The sequence below is a fragment of the Mesorhizobium sp. M8A.F.Ca.ET.161.01.1.1 genome (genome assembly GCF_004792105.1).
GTDB lineage: Bacteria > Pseudomonadota > Alphaproteobacteria > Rhizobiales > Rhizobiaceae > Mesorhizobium.
Window position 1 is genome coordinate 72,734 of the sequence record NZ_SRTD01000004.1, and the last position, 18,554, is coordinate 91,287.

Sequence of the window (18,554 nt, forward strand, 5' to 3'; positions counted from 1 at the left end):
ATGCCAGCTTGGTTGGCAGACAGGAAGGGGCGCATCATGGATGGTGTCATCGCGGCAGATGAGACGCAAAACGGAGCCGACTGGAAGGTCGGCGTCGATATCGGCGGAACGTTCATCGATTTCTGTGCGCTCGAAGCAAACTCCGGCCGCGTCGCCTCGCTGAAGGTGCTGACGACACCGGAAGATCCGGGCGCCGAGCTGATGACAGGCCTCGCCCTGCTGGCCGAGCGCGAAGGCTTCGACCCCTCTCACATGACGCGCTTCGTGCACGGCACGACCGTCGGTATCAACACGATCATCCAGCGCAAGGGCGCGCCGATGGCGCTGTTCACCAATGCCGGCTTCGAGGACGTGATCGAACTCGCACGGCTTCGCATGCCGGACATGTATTCGCTGTTCTGCTCGCGGCCGGACCCGCTGATCTCGCGTGACATGGTTTTCGGCATTCCGGCCCGCATGCGCGCCGATGGCAGCGAATCCCTAGCTCCGGACATAGCTATCGTCGAAAGCGCGGTCGCGGCGGCGAAAGCGAAAGGGGCGCAAGGCATCATCGTGTCCTTCCTCCATGCCTGGCGCAACGCCGCGCAGGAGGCCTCCGTCAAGGCGGTGATTACGCGTCTGGCACCGGACCTGTTCGTCTTTACCTCGGCCGAGGTCTGGCCGGTCATCCGTGAGTACGAGCGTAGCTCGACCGCCATTCTCAATGGCTATGTCCATCCGCGCGTCTCGGGCTACCTGACGGCGCTGGAAGAACGACTGAAGGGGCGCGGCGTGCCGGCCCGTCCGATGCTGACGAAGTCGAATGGCGGGCTGATGAACGCCGCCGAGGGCAAGCACGCCTGCGTCAACATGCTTTTGTCGGGAACCGCCTCCGGCGTCATCGGCGCCTCGTGGCTGGCGCGGCAGGCTGGCGAGGCGAGGATTCTTACCCTCGATATCGGCGGCACCTCGGCCGACTTCGCGCTCATCATCGACGGCGAGCCGCAATTCGGCACTGGTGAGCTGATCGGCGAATTTCCGCTCTATATCCCCTCCGTCTCGGTCAGCTCGATCGGCGTCGGCGGCGGCTCGATTGCCAGTGTCGATGTGCAAGGCGTTCTGCGCATCGGCCCGGAATCGGCCGGCTCGACGCCGGGACCGGCCTGCTACGGCCGTGGCGGCGATCGAGCCACGGTGACGGACGCCATGGTCGTGTGCGGATGGCTCGGTCACAGCGAGATGGCCTATGGTCAGCTCCGCATCGATACCGGGTTGGCGCATCGCGCCGTCGGCGAACTCGCGGCGCGGCTTGGCCGGTCGGTCGAGCAAACGGCGCAGGCGATCCTCGACATTGCCGTGTCGGAAATGTTCGTCGAGGTCGAGAAGCTCGCCTCGCGCGCCGGCGTCGACTTGCGCGATTTCACGCTGATGCCGTTTGGCGGCGGCGGCCCGATGCTCGGCGCCTTCCTCGCTCGCGAACTCGGCATCAAGCGCGTCATGGCGCCGCGCCGCCCGGGCGTGGTGTCGGCGCTCGGCGGACTGGTGGCGGATCTGCGCGGAGACTTCATCCGCACCATCTTCAGCCCGCTGTCGGCGACGTCGCTTCCCGTCATTCGCGAGGCCTTCGCGGCGCTGGCACAGGAGGGCCGCGACTGGCTCGCGGCGCAGGGGCACGATGCGACCGCAGAGCTCAATCTCTCCTGCGACATGCGCTATCTCGGGCAGACCTATGAGATCGAGGTCGTGCTGTCGCCGCAATGGCTGGCGGACGGCGACGCCGACGCAATCGAACAGGCTTTCCACCGCACCCATGAGCAGCTCTATGATTTCCATGATCCCGAGGGTGCGATCGAGCTTGTGAACATCAGGCTCTCGGCGATAGGCGCGGGGCCGGCGCTCTCCTTTCCCGAGGCTGAAGAGATCGACGTTGCGGCCAGCCCGGCGCGCCGGCTTCCGGTCTATACGGGCCTGGGCGTCGAAACCGTCGATCTCCATGACCGGCAGACCCTTGTACCCGGCAGCACCTTCAACGGGCCTGCGGTGGTGGTGCAGGAAGACACCACTTTCGCCATTCCAGGCGGCGCGCAGGTGCGCGTCGACCGCCACCTTAACCTTCTACTGACCTTCGCGGAGTGACGCCATGTTTGACCGCACAAACCTTCAGGTTCTGGCCAACCATGCCCGCGCGGCGGCCGAGAACATGGCCCATACGCTGCACCGCACCGCGCATTCAGCCTTCGTCAAGGAGACGCAGGATTTCACCGTGATGCTGATGGACCGTTCGGGGGCAACCTTCGCGGTCCCGATGGAACTCGGCGCCACCTGGTATCCCGGGCTTTCCTATCGCCGCGCCATCGCGATGGTGGACGACTACCGGCCGGGGGACGTTGCCTTCACCAACGATCCCTATTCCGGCCATGTCGCCACCCATGCACCCGATACGCATCTGTGGAAGCCAGTCTTCGTCGACGGCGAAATCGTTGCCTGGACCGGAGGTCACATCCACAATACCGACATGGGCGGGGCGGTGCCGGCTTCGCTCAGCCGCGCGCTGACCGAAATCCATCAGGAAGGCATCCGCTTTCCGCCCATGAAGCTCGTCAATGAGGGCGTCTTCGATCAGATGATCCTGCGCATCATGAGCACCAATGTGCGCAAGCCGGATCTCAACATCGGCGACATCAAGGCCCTGGTCGGCGCGCTCAACACCGGCGAGCGCAAGATCCACGCAATGGTGCGGAAGTTCGGCAAGGTTGGCTTCATCGAAGGCGTTGCCGCGCTTCTCGATCATGCGGAGGCGCAGGCGCGCGACGTGCTACGTGCAATGCCCGACGGCACCTGGGAATTCGCCGACTATGCCGACGAGGATTCGGTCGAGGCCAATCCCTGCCGGCTGAAGCTGACGCTGACGATCAGGGGCGACGAGGCGGTGCTCGACTTCACCAGCTCCGATCCTCAGCTCGGCTCGTCGCTCAACGTGCCTTCGGGCGGTGACCCGCGCCACACCATGCTGCTCGTCGGCGTCTACTATGTGCTCTACACGCTCAACCCGAAGATTCTGCTTAACACCGGTCTAACTCGTCCCTTCACCTGCATCACGCCCGAAGGCTCGGTGCTGAACCCGGTCCACCCCGCCGCCGTCGGCATGCGCTCGCTCACCTGCGCCCGGCTGCGCTCGGTCATCTTCGGCGCCTTTTCGCAGGCAGTGCCGGAGCGCCTGCCGGCAGCGCCTGCTGGCAACAACTGCATCGTCAACGTCATGACCACGGACGAGCGCACCAGCCGGAGCGTCATCGCGGCTGTGAACCCGGTTGTCGGCGGCGGCGGCGCCATGCCGCATCGCGATGGCACCAACGGATCGGGCGCCGATGCCGCCTATCTCAAGAACACGCCGATCGAGATCACCGAGACCGAGACCCCGGTCGAATTCGTCAAATACGGGCTCGCCAGGGACAGCGGCGGCGCCGGCCGCTGGCGCGGCGGGCTGGCGACCGAGATGGCGTTTCGAGTCTTTGCACCCGACTCCAGGATCACGGCGCGCAATCGCGACCGCAGCTTCTTCCGCCCCTGGGGCGTGCTCGGCGGCAAGGCGGCTGGCCTGTCGGACATGGTCGTCAACCCTGGGACCGAGCACGAGCGGCGGCTGGGCAACATCGACACAGCGGTTCTGCAGCCCGGCGACATGCTCGCGATCCGATCCGCCGGCGGCGGTGGGCGCGGCAACCCGCTTGAGCGCGAGCCCTGGCGGGTCGCGCAGGATGTGCTGCGCGGCTATCTGTCGCCAGCAGCGGCCGAGCGTGACTATGGCGTCGTCCTCTGCAACGGCGAGGTCGACGAGCAAGCGACGGAGCAATCGCGCGCAGGCAAGGAGGCATCGGCCGGCCATTTCCATTTCGGTCCGGAGCGCGACGGTTACGAAGCACAGTGGACGCCTGCCGCCTATGACCGGCTCCATGCGGTGCTGGATGCGTTGCCGATCCATTGGCGCTTCTTCGCCAAGACGGAGATCTTCCGCCGCATGAAAGGGCGTGCGGGGCCGGAAGGTGTTCGGGCGGCGTTCGATGCGGTCTGCGAACGCTTCCCCGAATTGCCGCGTCCTCGTTCCCTGCAAGAGGCAGCGGAATGAGCACTGCCGGCCGCATCGTCCGGCTGGCGGAGCGCAACCGGGCCGAGGTGCGGTTCGTTCTCGACGGGCAAATGCGTTCCGCTCTTGCTGGCGACACCGTGCTGACCGCCATGCTTGCGTCGGGACATGCCTTGCGGTGCTCCGAGTTCGGCCCAGAGCCACGCGCCGGTTTCTGTCTGATGGGCGCTTGCCAGGATTGCTGGATATGGCAGGAGGAGGGACCGCGCCTGCGCGCATGTTCAACGCCGATCGTGGAAGGCATGCGGCTGCGCACGACGCCGTCGGAGAGCTGGCCGTGAGCGACGCCTCAACGCCGAAGGTCGTGATCGTAGGCGCCGGGCCGGCAGGCATACGGGCTGCCGCGACGCTGGTCGAGGCGGGACTCCATCCAATGGTGATCGACGAAGGGCATCGCGCGGGCGGGCAGATCTATCGGCGTCCACCGGCCGGGTTCGTGCGCACGCCGGAGCAGCTCTATGGGTCGGAGGCGGGGAAGGCGGGCGCGTTGCATGCGCTGTTCGACCGGCTGGCAGAAGAGGGCCGGCTTACGCACCGCGCGGGCAGTTCGGTCATCGCCATGCGCGATGGGCAATTGCACGTGCTGGGGGAGGGCGGCTTGGAACTGGTCTCTTATGACAGCGTGATCCTTGCCACCGGCGCGTCCGACCGCGTCGCACCCATCCCCGGCTGGCAGAACGCCGGCGTCTACAGCCTGGGCGCGGCGCAGATCGCGCTGAAGGCGCAGGGCGTGGCGCTCGGGCGGCGCATCGTGCTCGCGGGATCGGGGCCTCTGCTGACGCTGGTCGGCGCGCAGCTCCTCAAGGCCGGAGCGGATGTGGCGGCGGTGCTGGATACTTCGTCCTGGCGGCAGCAGATACGCGGATTCTCGGGCCTTGCGGCCAGGCCGTTGGTCGCGCTGCGTGGCCTGACTCTGCGGGCGAAGCTCGGCCGCCGCTATCATGCGGGCGTGACGCTGGAGCGCATCGAGGCCGACGGTCAAGGCGTCGCAGCCTTGCGCTGGCGTGACGCCGGCGGCCGGCAGCAGCATACGCCTTGCGCCATGATCGGCATGGGCTGGCATCTGCGAGCCGAGACACATCTCGCCGATCTGGTGGGATGTACCTTCATTTATGACGAGCAGTGGCAGCAATGGCTGCCGAAGGCCGACGAAATGGGTCGGGCCGGCAACGGCGTCTACCTTGCCGGCGATGGGGTTCGCCTGCTCGGGGCGGATGGTGCCGAGATCGCGGGACGTTTGGCGGCGGCGGCTTGCCTCTCCGATCTCGGCTATCGGGCGCCTCCCGCCAGCGCCGATCTGCGCAAGCTCGAGCGGCTCGATCTCTTTGCCCGTGGTCTGGCTCGTGCCTTTCCCTGGCCAGCCGCGATGGTGCGGGCGCTTCCCGGCGACGCGGTTGTCTGCCGCTGCGAGAACGTGACTGTCGCAGCTGTGCACGAGGGCGCGGATTTCGGAAGCAGCGAGGCCAACAGGGTCAAGTCGCTTTCACGCGTCGGCATGGGGCGATGCCAGGGGCGCTATTGCCAGTTGGCCGCGGTCGAACTCGTCGCGGCACGAGCCGGCTGCTCGCCAGATGCAGTCGGCAGGTTTCGCGGGCAGGCCCCTGTCCGACCAGCGCCTGTCGGCGCCTTTCTCCGGGAGTACTGATGCGATTGCCAAAGCCGCGCCCGGATGTCGGTATGGATCACATCTCAGAAATCGGCGACCTTGCCCCAGACCGAACCATCGAAGCGGCGCGGATCGTAGGATGTCGCATCGACGATCGGTTCCGACCCGGTCACCAGATCGGCGACCAGATGCCCGGCGCCGGGCCCGATGCCGAAGCCGTGTCCCGAAAAGCCGGCGGCGAGGATGAAACCTGGAACGCTGTGGATCGCGCCAATGGCGGGCACGCCGTCCGGCGTGCTGTCGATATAGCCGGCCCAGGCAGCGTTTATCCTCGTCCGGCGTAATGCCGGCAGCAGTTCGAGCGCGCGGGCATGGGTCAGGCGAATGGTCGACTGATCCGGAGCCGGATCGAGGATGCGCATCCGCTCCATCGGCGTCGGCTGGTCGAGCCGCCAGCGCCGCAGCGTTTCATGGCCCGAACGCACGCCTTGCAAGCCGCCAGGCCCGAGGCTTCGCCAGCGCTTCAGGAACATGGGCACGAACTGCGACGAGAAGCGCAGCTGCTGTGGCGTCACGTCGACGCGTCCGCGTCCGCTAATCGCAAGCGTGTAGCCGCCGTCGCCGCGGCGGGTGGCCGAAATCTTCGCGGTGTGCAGCGCATCCGGCAGGCCCTCCGCGCCGGGCGATACGGACAGGATGGACGAACGCACCGATGCCTGCGGAAAGCGGAAACCGAACTGGTGGCAAAAGGAAGAGGCCCAGGCGCCGCCGGCCATGACAGCTGCCTTGGTTCGGATTGTTCCGCTCTCCGTGACCACGCCGCTCAGGCGGCCGCCCTCGGTCTCGATGCCGCGCGCGGCACAATTCTGGTGCACGCTGCTGCCGAGCTTGACGATGGCGCGGGCGACGGCGGGTGCGGCCCGCGAGGGGTCGGCGGTGCCGTCGGTCGGTGAGAAGACGCCTCCCTTCCAGCTCCGCCCCGTGGCGCGGCCCTGCTCGCTGGCCTCGGCACCGTCGAGCATATGCGTGGTAACGCCGGCCGTTCTGGCGAAGTCGCGCCAGCGCGCCCAGCCGGCCAGTTCCGCCTCGTCATTGCTGAGATAGAGCAGTCCGCAACGGCGAAAGCCGGTGTCTTCGCCGGTCTCCGCCGCAAAACTGTCCCACAGGTCGAGGCTTCTTGTTGCCATCGGCAGCTCGCGGGCGTCGCGGTTTTGCTGGCGGCACCATCCCCAGTTTCTGCTGGACTGCTCGGCGCCGATTCGTCCCTTTTCGACGAGTGCGACCTTCAGGCCGCGACGGGCCATATAGTAGGCGGCGAAGACACCGACGATGCCGGCGCCGATCACCACCACATCTGCCGATTGCGGCAGTTTGCCGGACGTTTCGATTTGCTGCAGCGGCGCGCGCATGGTTCTCTCTGCCTCGAAGCGCCAGTCTACCGCGTCGCGCAGGCAGCCGCTGCTGCAGTTGCAGTCGAAGCAGAATTTTATTCCGACAGCCGCATTGAAATCGCGAGTCCCTGCGTTTCAAAGCGCTATCCCTCGGATGGACAGGCCAGCGGGCTGTGGTAGTCTCGACGGTCACCAGCAAGGCAGCATTTTGTGCTGCGGTACTGTTCCCCGGAGGCAAATCGTGAAACTGGATCGGATCGATATCAAGATTCTTCACGAACTGCAGAAGAACGGCCGTATCACCAATGTGGAACTGGCCGAGCTGGTGCATCTGTCGCCGAGCCCTTGCCTGATGCGGGTCAAGCGACTGCAGTCGGAGGGCTACATCGAGGGCTATTCGGCGCAGGTCAATATCGGCAAGCTCGGCCAGACGCTGACAGTCTTCACCGAAATCACCTTGAAGAACCATCGCCAGGTCGACTTCGCCCGCTTTCTCGCCGTCGTCGAGAAGATTGAGCAGGTCATCGAATGCCATCTGGTCTCGGGCGGCTACGACTATCTGATGAAATTCGTCACCTCCGGCATCGGCGAGTATCAGTCGATCATGGAGCGCCTCACCGACATGGATATCGGCATCGACAAGTATTTCAGCTTCGTTGTGCTGAAGTCCCCCATCGTCAAGGCGCACATGCCGCTGCCCAGTTTGTTTCCGAGGTGAGGCCCTGTTTCCGAGGTGAGGCCTTACCGCCTCGTCAACGGTGGCCGTACTGGCTGACGAGTTCGGGGTCGCGGACGAGGCCGTCGAGCCATGTCGGGTCGAGCTTCGGCACCGAGGAGAACAGCAGCTTGGAATAGGGGTGGGTGGCTGACTTGACTTTGTCGGGCGTGATCTGCTCCACCCGCTCGCCATTGTACATGACCATGATCTCGTCGCAGATGGCCTCGACGACCGAAAGGTCATGGCTGATGAAGATGTAGGAGAGCCCCAGCTCGCGCTGCAGCTCCTTGAGCAGCTCGATCACCGCGGCCGCCACCACCGTATCGAGCGCCGAGGTGATTTCATCGCAGATGATCAGCTTGGGGTCGGCCGCCAGCGCGCGCGCGAAGTTGACGCGTTGCTTCTGGCCGCCGGAGAGTTCGGATGGATGGCGGTAGCGCAGCGTCTTGGGCAGGCGCACCATGTCGAGCAGTTCGTCGACGCGCTTCGACCGCGTCTGCCTGTCGAGGCCATGATAGAAGGCCAGCGGCCGGGCGATGATGTCTTCCACCGGCTTGGCCGGATTGAGCGCGGTATCGGCGTACTGGAACACGATCTGCATCTCGCGCAGCTGGTCCTGGCTGCGTTTGCCCGCCGCGCGCTGCAATTCCTCGCCGTTGAAGACGATCTCTCCGGCGGCCGCCGGATGGATGCCGGCGATCACCCGCGCCAGCGTCGATTTTCCGCAGCCGGATTCGCCGATGATGCCGAGATTGCGCCCCTTCTCCACGACCAGGCTGACGGAATCGACAGCTCGGATGAGGGGCAGTCCGTCATCCCGAACCGCCCCGTAGCCGGCGGTAACATTGTCGATGCGCAGCAACTGGTTGGCCGTGGCATCCGCGTCCGCATGCGCCTGCCGCGGCTTCGGTTCAAACGCTGCCAGCAGCTCGCGCGTGTAAGGGTGCTTGGCGGATGAAAGGATTTGAGCTGTGGTGCCGGTCTCCTGCACTTCGCCGCCCTTAAGCACCACGATGCTGTCGGCGATCTGGGCGACGACAGCGAGGTCGTGGGACACATAAACGCCTGCGATCCCGCCCGCCTTCATCACCGACTTGAAGGCCTTCAGCACGTCGATCTGCGTGGTGACGTCGAGCGCCGTCGTCGGCTCGTCGAAGATCATCAGCTTGGGGTCCCCGATGAGCGCCATGGCCGCGGCCAGCCGCTGCAGTTGTCCGCCCGAAACCTGGTGCGGATAACGGGCGCCGATCCCTTCGGGGTCCGGCAGCGATAAGGCCCTGAACAGCTCGACGGCACGCTTGCGTGCCTGCTCGGGCGGCATCAATTTGTGGATGCGCGTGACCTCGATCACCTGCTCCATGATCGTGGACGAGGGGTTGAAGGACGCGGCGGCACTTTGCGGAACATAGGCGATGTCGGTGCCGCGTAGTTTGGCGCGCTCCTTTTCGGAAAGCGCCGCCATGTTCTTGCCGTTCACGTTGATCTCGCCGCCGGTGATCCGGCAGCCTGGCCGTGCATGCCCCATGAGCGAGAGCGCCACTGTCGTCTTGCCGGAGCCGCTCTCACCGATCAGGGCGACGATCTCGCCGTCGGCTATATCGAGGCTGACGCCCTTGATGATTTCGACAATCCGCCCGGCATCGGTCGTCGCCTCAATCTTTAGGTTCCTGACCTCGACGAGATTGGTCATGCGTCCCTGTCCCTGATCTTCTTCGGCAAATTGTCGATCAGCAGGTTGACGCTGATGGTGAGGCTGGCGATCGCCAGCGAGGGCACGATGACGGCGGGAGCCGCGAAAGGCAGGCCGCCGATATTCTCGCGCACCAGCGCGCCCCAGTCGGCGAGCGGCGGCTGCAGCCCAAGCCCGAGGAAGGATAGGCCGGAGAGCAAGAGCACGATGAAGACGAAGCGCAAGCCGAAGTCGGCCAACACCGGGCGGATGATGTTGGGAAGGATCTCGGAGCCTATGAGATAGATGGTGCTCTCGCCTCGCACGCGGGCGACGGTCATGAAGTCCATCGTGTTGATGTTGACCGCGAGCGCCCGCGCGAAGCGGTATGCGCCCGGGATGTAGATGACGGCGAGCGTCAGGATCAGCACCGGGATCGACGAGCCGACCGCGGCGACGACCACGAGGCCGAACAGCTTGCTGGGGATGGAGTTCATCGCATCCAGGAAGCGGCTGAGGCAGGCGTCAAACCAGCCACCGGTGACGGCCGCGATCATGCCGAGCACGACGCCCGAAAAGCAGGCGATGGAGACGGCGGCGAGCGATATGCCGACGGTATAGCGCGCGCCCATCAGCACCCGCGAGAGCATGTCGCGCCCCAGATAGTCCGAGCCGAGCCACAGCCCCTGGCGCATCGGCCCGAAATAGTCGTCGTCGACGATGTCGCCGATCGAATGGGGGATGATGTAGGGCGCGAAGATGGCGATCAGCGTCCACGCCAGGATGACCAGCGCGGCGACGACGCCCACGAGGTTGTAGCTGCGGCCCAGGAACGACCGTTGGGAAGCTGCCACGCGCGCCACCATCATCTGAGTCTCGGGTTGGACATGATGGCGACGATGTCGGCGGCGGTGATGAGCAGCAGATAGCCAAGGCAGAAGATCATCGCGCAACTCTGGATCAGCGGCAGGTCGCGGGTTGCGACCGCGTCGACCATCAGCTTGGCGATGCCGGGATAGTTGAAGATGGTCTCGACGATGATGACGCCGCCGACCAAGTAGGACAGCGAGAGCGCGATCGCATTGACGATGGGGCCGAGGGCGTTGGGCAGCGCGTGCTTCAGCACCATGCGGCTGCGCGATGCGCCCTTGAGAAGCGCCATCTCGACATAGGGCGTGGAGAGCGTTTCCATCACCGCGGCGCGGGTCATGCGGATCATCTGTGCGGAGATGACGAAGGTGAGGGTAATCACCGGCATCGCATAGATGCGCACGAGGTCGGTCAGCGAATGCGCCTCGTTGACCGAGGACAGGGCCGGCAGCCATTTGAGATAAACGGCGAACAGCAGCACCGCCAGCGTCGCGACCATGAATTCCGGCACGGAGATGACGCCGATCGAAAGGATGGTAACGGTGCGGTCGTAAATAGAGCCTCGCAGCATCGCGGCGGTGATGCCGAGCGTCAGGGCCAGCGGCACCGAGAGCAGCGTGGTGATGCCGGCAAGCTCCATCGTGTTGACGAAGCGCCCGCCGATCAGCTTCGCGACCGGCATCTCGTTGGCATAGGAGGTGCCGAGGTCGCCATGCAGCAGGCCGAAAAGCCAGAGCAGGAAGCGCAGGATCGCCGGATCGTTGAGATGCATGGCCTCGCGCAGGCCAGCGACCGCCTCGGGCGTAGCCGCCTGGCCGAGCAGAATCGACGCGGTGTCGCCAGGCAGCATGCTAGTGGCGAAAAACACGGCGAACAGGACGATCAGCAGAGTGACGACCGCGACCGCCAGCCGCTTCAGCACGAGGTTGAAAACCCCAGACTTCATGGAAGCGCTCCCTACGGTTGCATTCGGTCGAACAATCTTGCGCAATGCAGTGCCGGGGCCGGCCGACCGTCCCCGGCAGGCGCCTCTCAGGCTTCGAGCCAGAGATATTCCGCCATTGCGTAGCCCATCATGCCACCAAGCGGGTTCGCCTCCAAACCCTTCACCTTGCTGGAGAGGGCGTCGACGTTTGAAATGTAAGCCGGGATGATGGTGCCGGCCTCTTCGGAGACCATGGTCTGCATCTGGCCGTAGATTTCCTTGCGCTTGGTTTGGTCGAGCGAGCCGCGCGCCTCGACAAGGAGCTTGTCGAACTTCTCGGACTTGTACTGGCTTTCGTTCCACGGCGCGCTCGAAGCGTAGAGGAGCGAGAACAGGATGTCCGGCGTCGGGCGCGGATTGATGTTGCCGAAATGGATCGGCGCCTTGAGCCAGTAGTTGTCCCAGTACCCGTCGGAAGGCACGCGCTGGACATCGAGCTTCATCCCGATATCGGCGCCGGCCGCCTGGATGATCACAGCCATGTCGATTGACGAGGTCGCTGCGTCGGAAGCGATCACCGGGATGGACTGGCCGAGCAGGCCAGACTTCTGGAAGTGGAACTTTGCCTTGTCCGGGTCGAAAGCCTTCGGCTTGAGGTCGGCATTGTGGAAGATGTTCGCCGGCGAGACGGGCTGGTCGTTGCCGATTTCGCCGAGGCCGCGCAATGCCGATTTGACGATCTGTTCGCGGTTGACGAGATACTTCATGCCGGCCACGAAATCGGCCTTGTTGCCCGGGTCCATGTCGAGCCGGATGTTGAGGTCGGTGTAGTTGCCCGAGGTCGTCTTCGATAATTCGAAACCCTGCTGGCCTCCAATGAGCTTCATCGCGCGCGGATTGATGGAAGCGGCAAAGTTGATGTCGCCGGAGAGCAGGGCGTTGACGCGGGCGCTGTCGTCGCTGATGGCGATGAACTCGAAGGAGTCGAGATAGGGCTTGCCCGACTTCCAGTAATTCTTGTTCTTGGTGACCACCGAACGTACGCCAGGCTCGAACGTTTGCAGCACGAAGGCCCCGGTGCCGTTGCCCTTTGAGAAATCCGTGGTGCCATTCGCGACGATCATGAAGTGATGCAGCGCCAGGATCGTCGGAAGGTCGGCATTCGGATCGGCCAACGTGATTTCCACGGTGGACTTGTCGACCGCTTTGAAGCCGGTCATCTGCGCGGCGATCTTGGCGACCTTGGAGCCGACCGCCGGATCGAGATGGCGCTTCATCGAGAAGACCACGTCGTCGGCCGTGAGGTCCTTGCCGTCGTGGAAGGTCACGCCTTTGCGCAGCTTGACGGTCCAGGTCTTGGCGTCCTTGGTGTCGAAGCTTTCGGCCAGCTCCATTTGCGTGGCGCCATCCTTGTCGAGGAAGGTCAGGCGGTTATAGAGCGAGCAACAGCGGACATAGTCGGTCGAGAGAGATGCCTTCGCCGGATCGAGCGTGTCGGCTGTCGAGGACGACCAGCCGGCCGCCTTGAAAGTTCCGCCGGAGACAGGCGCGGCGGCGACGGCCTGTGTCGCGCGGCCAAGCACCACGCTGCCCGCGGCAACCGCGGCGCCGCCGGCCAGCAGCATCTTGAGAAGTTCTCGGCGGCTGGCGCCTCGCCGGATGGCGCTTTCGACCATGGCATCGTCTGCGCAGGTCCAGTTGGTGATCTTGTCGGTCATGTCATTCCCCTTTCTGTTGGTTTCGTCCGGATGCTCGTCTTGGCGCGCGCTTTCCGGCATGGCTCAGGTTCGTTCCTTCAGGCTTTCCCGCACGGCCGCCGCCAGGGCTGCCATCGAGGTGAAGTGGTAGTCCGGCTTAGTAAAGCGCTCGGGCTCGATCGTGCCGCCATAGCCCTTCTGGGCGTGCCGGCGTTCGATCCAGCAATTGGTCATGCCAAGCGCCCGGGATATGCCGATGTCGTGGTACTGGCTTTGCGCGACGTGCAGGATGTCGTCCCTGCCGTCGCCGAGCGAGGCCACGAAATCGAACACCTTCTGGAAGAAGGCCGGGTCCGGTTTCTCCGTGCCGGTGTCGTCGGCCGTGAAAGCGGCGAAAAAGGGCAATCCGAGCTGCTTTTCGAAATAATCGAGCGCCCAGCGCCGGGCATTGGTCATCGCGATCAGCTTGTGCGATTTCGCAAGGTCGGCCAATGCCGCAGCGCTATCGGGAAAGCCTTGCCAGACGCTGGCAGAATCCCGCAGACGGATGCCGTATTTTTCCTCGACCGGCAGGTCGAGCTGCGGCGCGATGACCCTGTAGACACGCACGAGATCGTCGGGAAACAGGCCTGCATCGGGCATATAGCGGGCCTGCCGGTAAAGCGCCAACGCCTCTTCGCCATCGATCGAAACACCGGACTCGGCGGCAATGCCAGCCAGGCAGGCCGTTATGCCACCTTCGAAGTCGATCAGCGTGCCGACCACGTCGAAGGTCATGTATTTGAATTGGCTAAAGCCCCTGGCCAAAACTGGCTCTCCTTTTTTGCGCGGCCGAAATACATGTGCTGAACACAACAAAATTCCGTGCTGTCCCGGGCGTGGGCCTGTTTTGAGTGCCCGCAAATCTGGGCTTTCTGGCCTTGTCTTAACTGTAGTCTGGCACTTCCCCCGCGCTGGATTCGCCGAAAAGGCGCGGGACTGCGGCACAAAATTGCGAAATCGTCCGCCCCGGCGATATTTCGAGATGCGAAGAAATCGCCGCCTTTCATGCCATGGCCTGGCGGACATCTGGATCGGCCAGCGTTTGGTCGAGCGTTCGGCGCGTGCGCTCGATGATCGCATCGATATCGCTGTCCGTGCAGCAGAGCGGCGGTGCGTAGCCCAGAACCCCATGCGCAAAGGCACGGATGATCAGGCCGTTGTCCCACGCCCTGTCGAAGACCCGCCGCGCCGGCATCGCCGAGGCGGGAAGCGGTGTCTTCTTCTGCTTGTCGGTCACCAGTTCGACCGCCGCAAGCATGCCGCGACCGCGCACGTCGCCGACCAGCGGATGATCGCCCAGTTCCGCTAATCCCGCCATCAGGCGGGCGCCGGCCTTGATGCCGTTCTCCAGCAGGCCGTTCTCATAGAGCTTCAACACTTCGAGCGCGACGGCGGCGCTGACGGGGTGGGCGGAATAGGTGTAGCCATGGCCGACCGCCGAATTGCCGGCGCCATCGGCGATGACGTCGTAGACATGATCGGCCATAAACACGGCGCCCATCGGAACGTAGCCCGAGGTCAGACCCTTCGCCGTCGTCATGAAGTCGGGAACGATGTCCTCCTCGGTACAGGCGAACAGGGGGCCTGTGCGGCCGAATCCGGTGATTACCTCGTCGGCGATGAAAAGGATGCCGTACGACCGGCAGAGTTCCTGTATCGCCTTGATCCAGCCTTTCGGCGGGACGATGACGCCGCCCGAGCCCTGGATCGGCTCGGCGTAGAAGGCGGCGACCCGCTCCGGCCCGATCGCCTCGACCTTGGTCTTCAGCGCGGCAAGCGAGGCGGCGATGATCGTGCTGCCATCTTCGCCAACCGGGTTGCGGTAGGGATAGGGCGAGGGAATCTTGTGCTGCCATTCGAAGGGAATGCCGAAACCGGCGTGAAAGGCGGGCAGCGCGGTCAGGCCGGCGCCAACCACCGACGACCCGTGATAGCCCTGCTCGATCGAAATGAACTGGTCGCGCTGCGGCTCGCCCTTGGCGTTCCAGTAGTAGCGGACGAAACGGATCGTGCTGTCTACAGCGTCCGATCCGCCGAGCGTGAAATAGACGTGATTGAGATCTCCGGGCGCGCGCTCCGCCAGTTCCGAAGCAAGCCGGATGGCCGGCTCCGAGCCCAGATCGAAATAGGCGGTGGCGTAGGGAAGCTCGCGCATCTGCCGGGCCGCGGCCTCGACAATGCTGTCATGGCCGTAGCCTGCGTTGACACACCATAATCCAGCGAAGCCGTCCACGAGTTGCTTGCCGGACACATCGGTCACGGTCGCACCCTTCGCCGATTTCAGCACGCGCACGCCGAGCGCTTCATGGCCGCGATAGGAGGAGACCGGATGAATGAGATGGGCGCGGTCGAGTTCGATCAGGGAATTGGCGAGCATTCTTATCCTCCGGCTTTAGCCGAGCGCTTGGTTGGCGAGTGCGTAAACTTTTGGCCGGGCCTGTACCGCACCCCTGTTGGACGGGCGGTCCATGGTCACGCCGCCGCCGACATGGACGAGGCCGATTCCCGTGAGCCAATTGGCGATGCCGGTCCTGCTGTCGGTATCCACGCGCAGGAAGGCACCGGCACGCGATGCGGCCAAGAAGGCGACCAGGGCCTTGGCATCCTCGACACTTCCAGCGATGACCGGGCCGATCACCTCGCCGCGTCCGAATGGGCGGATCGCGGCATAGGCCTCGATGACGCCGTTGCGGCGGATGACCGCGAATTGACCGCGCTCGGCCAGCGCATCGATCAGAGCTTCACGATCCGCGCCGTAGGCCTCGCGGTCCATCGCCTTGATTTCCGACAGGTCGACGGTGGCCGCGGCCTCCACTTCGTCGGGAGCGCTAAGCGCCGCTACCTGGCCCTGATGTTGCTGGATCGTGCCAGAGGGCACGAAGCCCAGCTTCTCATAGAGGGGCATGCCGTCCCGCGTCGCCACAAGCCGCAACGGACGGTCCTCGGCAAGCGCGAGGGCCTCGTTCATCAGTCGGCGCCCGAGCCCCTTGCCCCGCATAGTCCTGTCGACGATCACCATGTTGATCATGGCGCAATCAGCCCCATAGGGCGTCACCAGGATGGTTCCGGTGACCTGACCATGGCCGCCAAGCGCAACCACGCCGCTCGAGAGCTCTAGCGCCATCTGCCAGTCCTGCGGGCGATGCGGCCAATTTTCTTGACGCGAAAGCGCCACAGCGCCCTCGATATGGTCCGGTCCAAACGCATGGATTTCGATCTGGTCCTGCTGCATGAGGCATCCTTCCGTCTGTCCATAAGTCTTGACCATCGGCGCGCCGCAGATCGTCTGAAGGCACCGGTTTCGGCGGTATCTTTCGCCGTAGCGCGAGTGGTGCGCCGCATCTTGTGCTGGCGCCGTCCGCGGCGGACGCGTTTGAGGTCGAAGAAGCACGCCTGTTGGCCATCAGGATGCTACAGCATGCCAAACCAGCGGCCGGATACGGAACTTTCTGCTTTCGGGAAGGCTATTTCGGTCAGGTGGCTCGTCGCCTGCCGTCCTATGATGATGAATACACCCCAACGCGGATGTGCTTCCACCGGAGATCGACGGACATGGCTTCTTTCAGGCCCAAATACATCACCTTCGACTGCTATGGCACGTTGACCTTTTTCCAGATGGCGGAAGCGGCGCGCGATCTCTACGGCAGCAGGCTCGACGAACCACCCATGCAGGCGTTCATCAAGGACTTCGCGGCCTATCGGCTCGACGAGATCCTGGGTGACTGGAAGCCTTATGCCGAGGTCGTTTACAATGCGCTCGACCGCGCCTGCAAGCGCAACGGTGTCGCGTTCAACCCCGACGACGCCAAAATGGTCTACGAGCGTGTCCCGACCTGGGGACCGCATGCAGATGTTCCGGCGGGCCTGGCGAAGGTTGCCAAGGAAATTCCGCTGGTTATCCTCTCCAACGCCATGAACGCGCAGATCATTTCCAATGTCGAGAAGCTCGGCGCGCCCTTCCATGCTGTCTATACGGCCGAGCAGGCGCAGGCCTACAAGCCCCGCTTCAAGGCCTTCGAGTACATGCTCGACATGTTGGGCTGCGGCCCGGACGATATCCTTCACTGCTCGTCCTCGTTCCGCTACGACCTGATGTCGGCGCACGATCTCGGTATCAAGAACAAGGTCTGGGTCAACCGCGGCCACGAACCAGCCAACCCCTATTACGGCTATGTCGAAATATCGGATATTTCGGGTCTTCCAGGCGTGGTCGGTCTCTAAAAACAGGCGGATTGCCGATGAAGCTGGTCTCCTACTGGCACGACACTGCCCCCGTCTTTGCCGGCGCGGCGCAAGGCCCGGTCGAGGGGCACTACGATGCCGCCATCATCGGCGGCGGCTTCACCGGTCTCGCCGCCGCCCGCCAATTGGCGAAGGCCGGCGCCAAGATGGTGGTGCTGGAAGCGGAACGCGTGGGCTGGGGTGCATCCGGGCGCAATGGCGGACATCTAAACAACGGACTTGCCCACAGCTACCTCTCGGCCAAGGCGGAACTCGGAAAGGAACGCGCGATCGCGATCTACCGGGCGCTGGACGATTCCGTCGACACCATCGAGGCGCTGGTCGCCGAAGAAGGCATCGATTGCAACTTCCGCCGCTCCGGCAAGCTGAAGCTAGCCTCCAAGCCGCAGCATTTTGATTCGATCGCCCGCAACTTCGAAGCCATCCATGCCGAGGTGGATCCGGATACGGCGCTGCTGTCAGCGGCCGATCTCAAATCGGAGATCGGCTCGCTTTTCCATGGCGCGATGCTGTCGAAGAAGAGCGCCATGATGCATATGGGCCGCTATGTGGCGGGCCTTGCCACCGCCGCCGCCCGCCACGGCGCCGTCATCCACGAGAACACCCGGGTGACGGACCGCAGGCAAGCCGGCACCAGGCATGAGCTGACAACGTCCCGCGGCAAGATCAGCGCCGACAATGTGCTGGTGGCGACAGGCGCCTACACGACACCGAATTTCGGCTATTTCCGCCGCAGGCTCATCTCGGTGGGCAGCTTCATTATCGCCACGCGGCCGTTGAGCGATGTCGAGATCACGGCCACCATGCCTGGCAACCGGACATGCGTGACCTCGATGAACATCGGCAACTACTTCCGCCTCGCACCCGACAAGCGTCTGATCTTCGGCGGCCGCGCGCGTTTCTCGGCGACATCGGACCAGCGCTCCGACGCCAGGAGCGGGCAGATATTGCGGGCGAGCCTCGCGGCGATTTTTCCGCAACTCGCCAAGGTCGAGATCGACTATTGCTGGGGCGGGCTGGTCGACATGACCAAGGACCGCTTCCCGCGCGCCGGCTACCATGACGGGGTCTGGTACGCGATGGGCTATTCCGGTCATGGCGCGCAGCTTTCCACCCAGCTCGGCATGATCCTGGCCGATGCCATGCTCGGCCGCGAGGACCGCAATCCGCTGAAGGGGCTCGAGTGGCCTGCCATTCCAGGCTATTCCGGCAAGCCATGGTTCCTGCCGATGGTCGGCCTCTACTACAAGGCGCTGGACCGGCTCCAGTGA

General features: G+C 64.3%; 15 protein-coding genes. 7 read left to right on the forward strand and 8 right to left on the reverse strand.

The genetic code is table 11. The features are described from left to right. Positions 1–36: 36 nt before the first annotated feature. The 4 genes from EN804_RS11880 to EN804_RS11895 are packed head-to-tail and all read left to right on the forward strand — an operon-like array spanning position 37 to position 5,768. Entirely contained in the window at positions 37–2,115 is a 2,079-nt protein-coding gene (locus EN804_RS11880) for a hydantoinase/oxoprolinase family protein (RefSeq protein WP_127277344.1), read from the forward strand. Between the two features lie 4 nt (positions 2,116–2,119). Further along, on the forward strand, positions 2,120–4,105 hold the full coding sequence (locus EN804_RS11885; RefSeq protein WP_135919478.1) for a hydantoinase B/oxoprolinase family protein: 1,986 nt from the start codon (positions 2,120–2,122) through the stop codon (positions 4,103–4,105). Next, on the forward strand, positions 4,102–4,404 hold the full coding sequence (locus EN804_RS11890; protein WP_127277340.1) for a (2Fe-2S)-binding protein: 303 nt from the start codon (positions 4,102–4,104) through the stop codon (positions 4,402–4,404). The genes EN804_RS11885 and EN804_RS11890 overlap by 4 nt, the downstream gene beginning before the upstream one ends. After that, positions 4,401–5,768 (forward strand): FAD/NAD(P)-binding oxidoreductase, encoded by a 1,368-nt coding sequence (locus EN804_RS11895; protein WP_135919480.1) that lies wholly within the window; start codon positions 4,401–4,403, stop codon positions 5,766–5,768. Before EN804_RS11890 ends, EN804_RS11895 begins: the two co-directional genes overlap by 4 nt. A 44-nt stretch (positions 5,769–5,812) precedes the next feature. Here EN804_RS11895 and EN804_RS11900 read toward each other — a convergent pair whose 3' ends face one another. Next, the gene (locus tag EN804_RS11900) at positions 5,813–7,138 is read right to left on the reverse strand and encodes an FAD-binding oxidoreductase (RefSeq protein WP_135863617.1); all 1,326 of its coding nucleotides are present in this window, start codon (positions 7,136–7,138) and stop codon (positions 5,813–5,815) included. Positions 7,139–7,361: 223 nt separating this feature from the next. Between EN804_RS11900 and EN804_RS11905 the strand changes: the two genes are divergently transcribed. After that, positions 7,362–7,838 carry an Lrp/AsnC family transcriptional regulator gene (locus EN804_RS11905; RefSeq protein ID WP_127278242.1) on the forward strand — a complete coding sequence of 159 codons (477 nt, stop codon included), beginning with the start codon at positions 7,362–7,364 and terminating at the stop codon, positions 7,836–7,838. A gap of 34 nt (positions 7,839–7,872) precedes the next feature. Here EN804_RS11905 and EN804_RS11910 read toward each other — a convergent pair whose 3' ends face one another. The 7 genes from EN804_RS11910 to EN804_RS11940 all read right to left on the reverse strand — a co-directional run bounded on the left by EN804_RS11910 (position 7,873) and on the right by EN804_RS11940 (position 16,273). Continuing rightward, positions 7,873–9,528 (reverse strand): ABC transporter ATP-binding protein, encoded by a 1,656-nt coding sequence (locus tag EN804_RS11910; protein ID WP_135863619.1) that lies wholly within the window; start codon positions 9,526–9,528, stop codon positions 7,873–7,875. Further along, positions 9,525–10,376 (reverse strand): ABC transporter permease, encoded by an 852-nt coding sequence (locus tag EN804_RS11915; protein ID WP_127278240.1) that lies wholly within the window; start codon positions 10,374–10,376, stop codon positions 9,525–9,527. Before EN804_RS11915 ends, EN804_RS11910 begins: the two co-directional genes overlap by 4 nt. After that, positions 10,373–11,323 carry an ABC transporter permease gene (locus EN804_RS11920; protein WP_127278239.1) on the reverse strand — a complete coding sequence of 317 codons (951 nt, stop codon included), beginning with the start codon at positions 11,321–11,323 and terminating at the stop codon, positions 10,373–10,375. The genes EN804_RS11915 and EN804_RS11920 overlap by 4 nt, the downstream gene beginning before the upstream one ends. An 86-nt stretch (positions 11,324–11,409) precedes the next feature. Further along, positions 11,410–13,020: an ABC transporter substrate-binding protein gene (locus EN804_RS11925; protein WP_127278238.1), complete on the reverse strand. Its 1,611-nt coding sequence runs from the start codon at positions 13,018–13,020 to the stop codon at positions 11,410–11,412. A gap of 63 nt (positions 13,021–13,083) precedes the next feature. Then, positions 13,084–13,806 (reverse strand): HAD-IA family hydrolase, encoded by a 723-nt coding sequence (locus tag EN804_RS11930; protein WP_127278237.1) that lies wholly within the window; start codon positions 13,804–13,806, stop codon positions 13,084–13,086. Positions 13,807–14,044: 238 nt separating this feature from the next. Continuing rightward, positions 14,045–15,418, reverse strand: coding sequence for an aspartate aminotransferase family protein (locus tag EN804_RS11935; RefSeq protein ID WP_127278236.1), 1,374 nt, complete (start codon positions 15,416–15,418; stop codon positions 14,045–14,047). A 15-nt stretch (positions 15,419–15,433) separates the two neighbouring features. Then, positions 15,434–16,273, reverse strand: a complete 840-nt coding sequence (locus EN804_RS11940) for a GNAT family N-acetyltransferase (protein WP_135863624.1) — start codon at positions 16,271–16,273, stop codon at positions 15,434–15,436. A 320-nt stretch (positions 16,274–16,593) separates the two neighbouring features. On the opposite strand from EN804_RS11940, the gene EN804_RS11945 reads away from it, so the two are divergent. Both EN804_RS11945 and EN804_RS11950 read left to right on the forward strand, forming a co-directional pair. Further along, entirely contained in the window at positions 16,594–17,262 is a 669-nt protein-coding gene (locus EN804_RS11945) for a haloacid dehalogenase type II (protein ID WP_135863626.1), read from the forward strand. A 17-nt stretch (positions 17,263–17,279) separates the two neighbouring features. Continuing rightward, on the forward strand, positions 17,280–18,554 hold the full coding sequence (locus tag EN804_RS11950) for an FAD-binding oxidoreductase (RefSeq protein WP_135919482.1): 1,275 nt from the start codon (positions 17,280–17,282) through the stop codon (positions 18,552–18,554).

Excerpts from the sequence above, each read along its gene's own strand:
- EN804_RS11880 (WP_127277344.1), top strand. The coding sequence starts at position 37 with ATGGATGGTGTCATCGCGGCAGATGAGACGCAAAACGGAGCCGACTGG.
- EN804_RS11885 (WP_135919478.1), top strand. The coding sequence starts at position 2,120 with ATGTTTGACCGCACAAACCTTCAGGTTCTGGCCAACCATGCCCGCGCG.
- EN804_RS11890 (WP_127277340.1), top strand. The coding sequence starts at position 4,102 with ATGAGCACTGCCGGCCGCATCGTCCGGCTGGCGGAGCGCAACCGGGCC.
- EN804_RS11900 (WP_135863617.1), bottom strand. The coding sequence starts at position 7,138 with ATGCGCGCGCCGCTGCAGCAAATCGAAACGTCCGGCAAACTGCCGCAA.
- EN804_RS11910 (WP_135863619.1), bottom strand. The coding sequence starts at position 9,528 with ATGACCAATCTCGTCGAGGTCAGGAACCTAAAGATTGAGGCGACGACC.
- EN804_RS11915 (WP_127278240.1), bottom strand. The coding sequence starts at position 10,376 with ATGATGGTGGCGCGCGTGGCAGCTTCCCAACGGTCGTTCCTGGGCCGC.
- EN804_RS11920 (WP_127278239.1), bottom strand. The coding sequence starts at position 11,323 with ATGAAGTCTGGGGTTTTCAACCTCGTGCTGAAGCGGCTGGCGGTCGCG.
- EN804_RS11925 (WP_127278238.1), bottom strand. The coding sequence starts at position 13,020 with ATGACCGACAAGATCACCAACTGGACCTGCGCAGACGATGCCATGGTC.
- EN804_RS11935 (WP_127278236.1), bottom strand. The coding sequence starts at position 15,418 with ATGCTCGCCAATTCCCTGATCGAACTCGACCGCGCCCATCTCATTCAT.
- EN804_RS11940 (WP_135863624.1), bottom strand. The coding sequence starts at position 16,273 with ATGCAGCAGGACCAGATCGAAATCCATGCGTTTGGACCGGACCATATC.
- EN804_RS11945 (WP_135863626.1), top strand. The coding sequence starts at position 16,594 with ATGGCTTCTTTCAGGCCCAAATACATCACCTTCGACTGCTATGGCACG.
- EN804_RS11950 (WP_135919482.1), top strand. The coding sequence starts at position 17,280 with ATGAAGCTGGTCTCCTACTGGCACGACACTGCCCCCGTCTTTGCCGGC.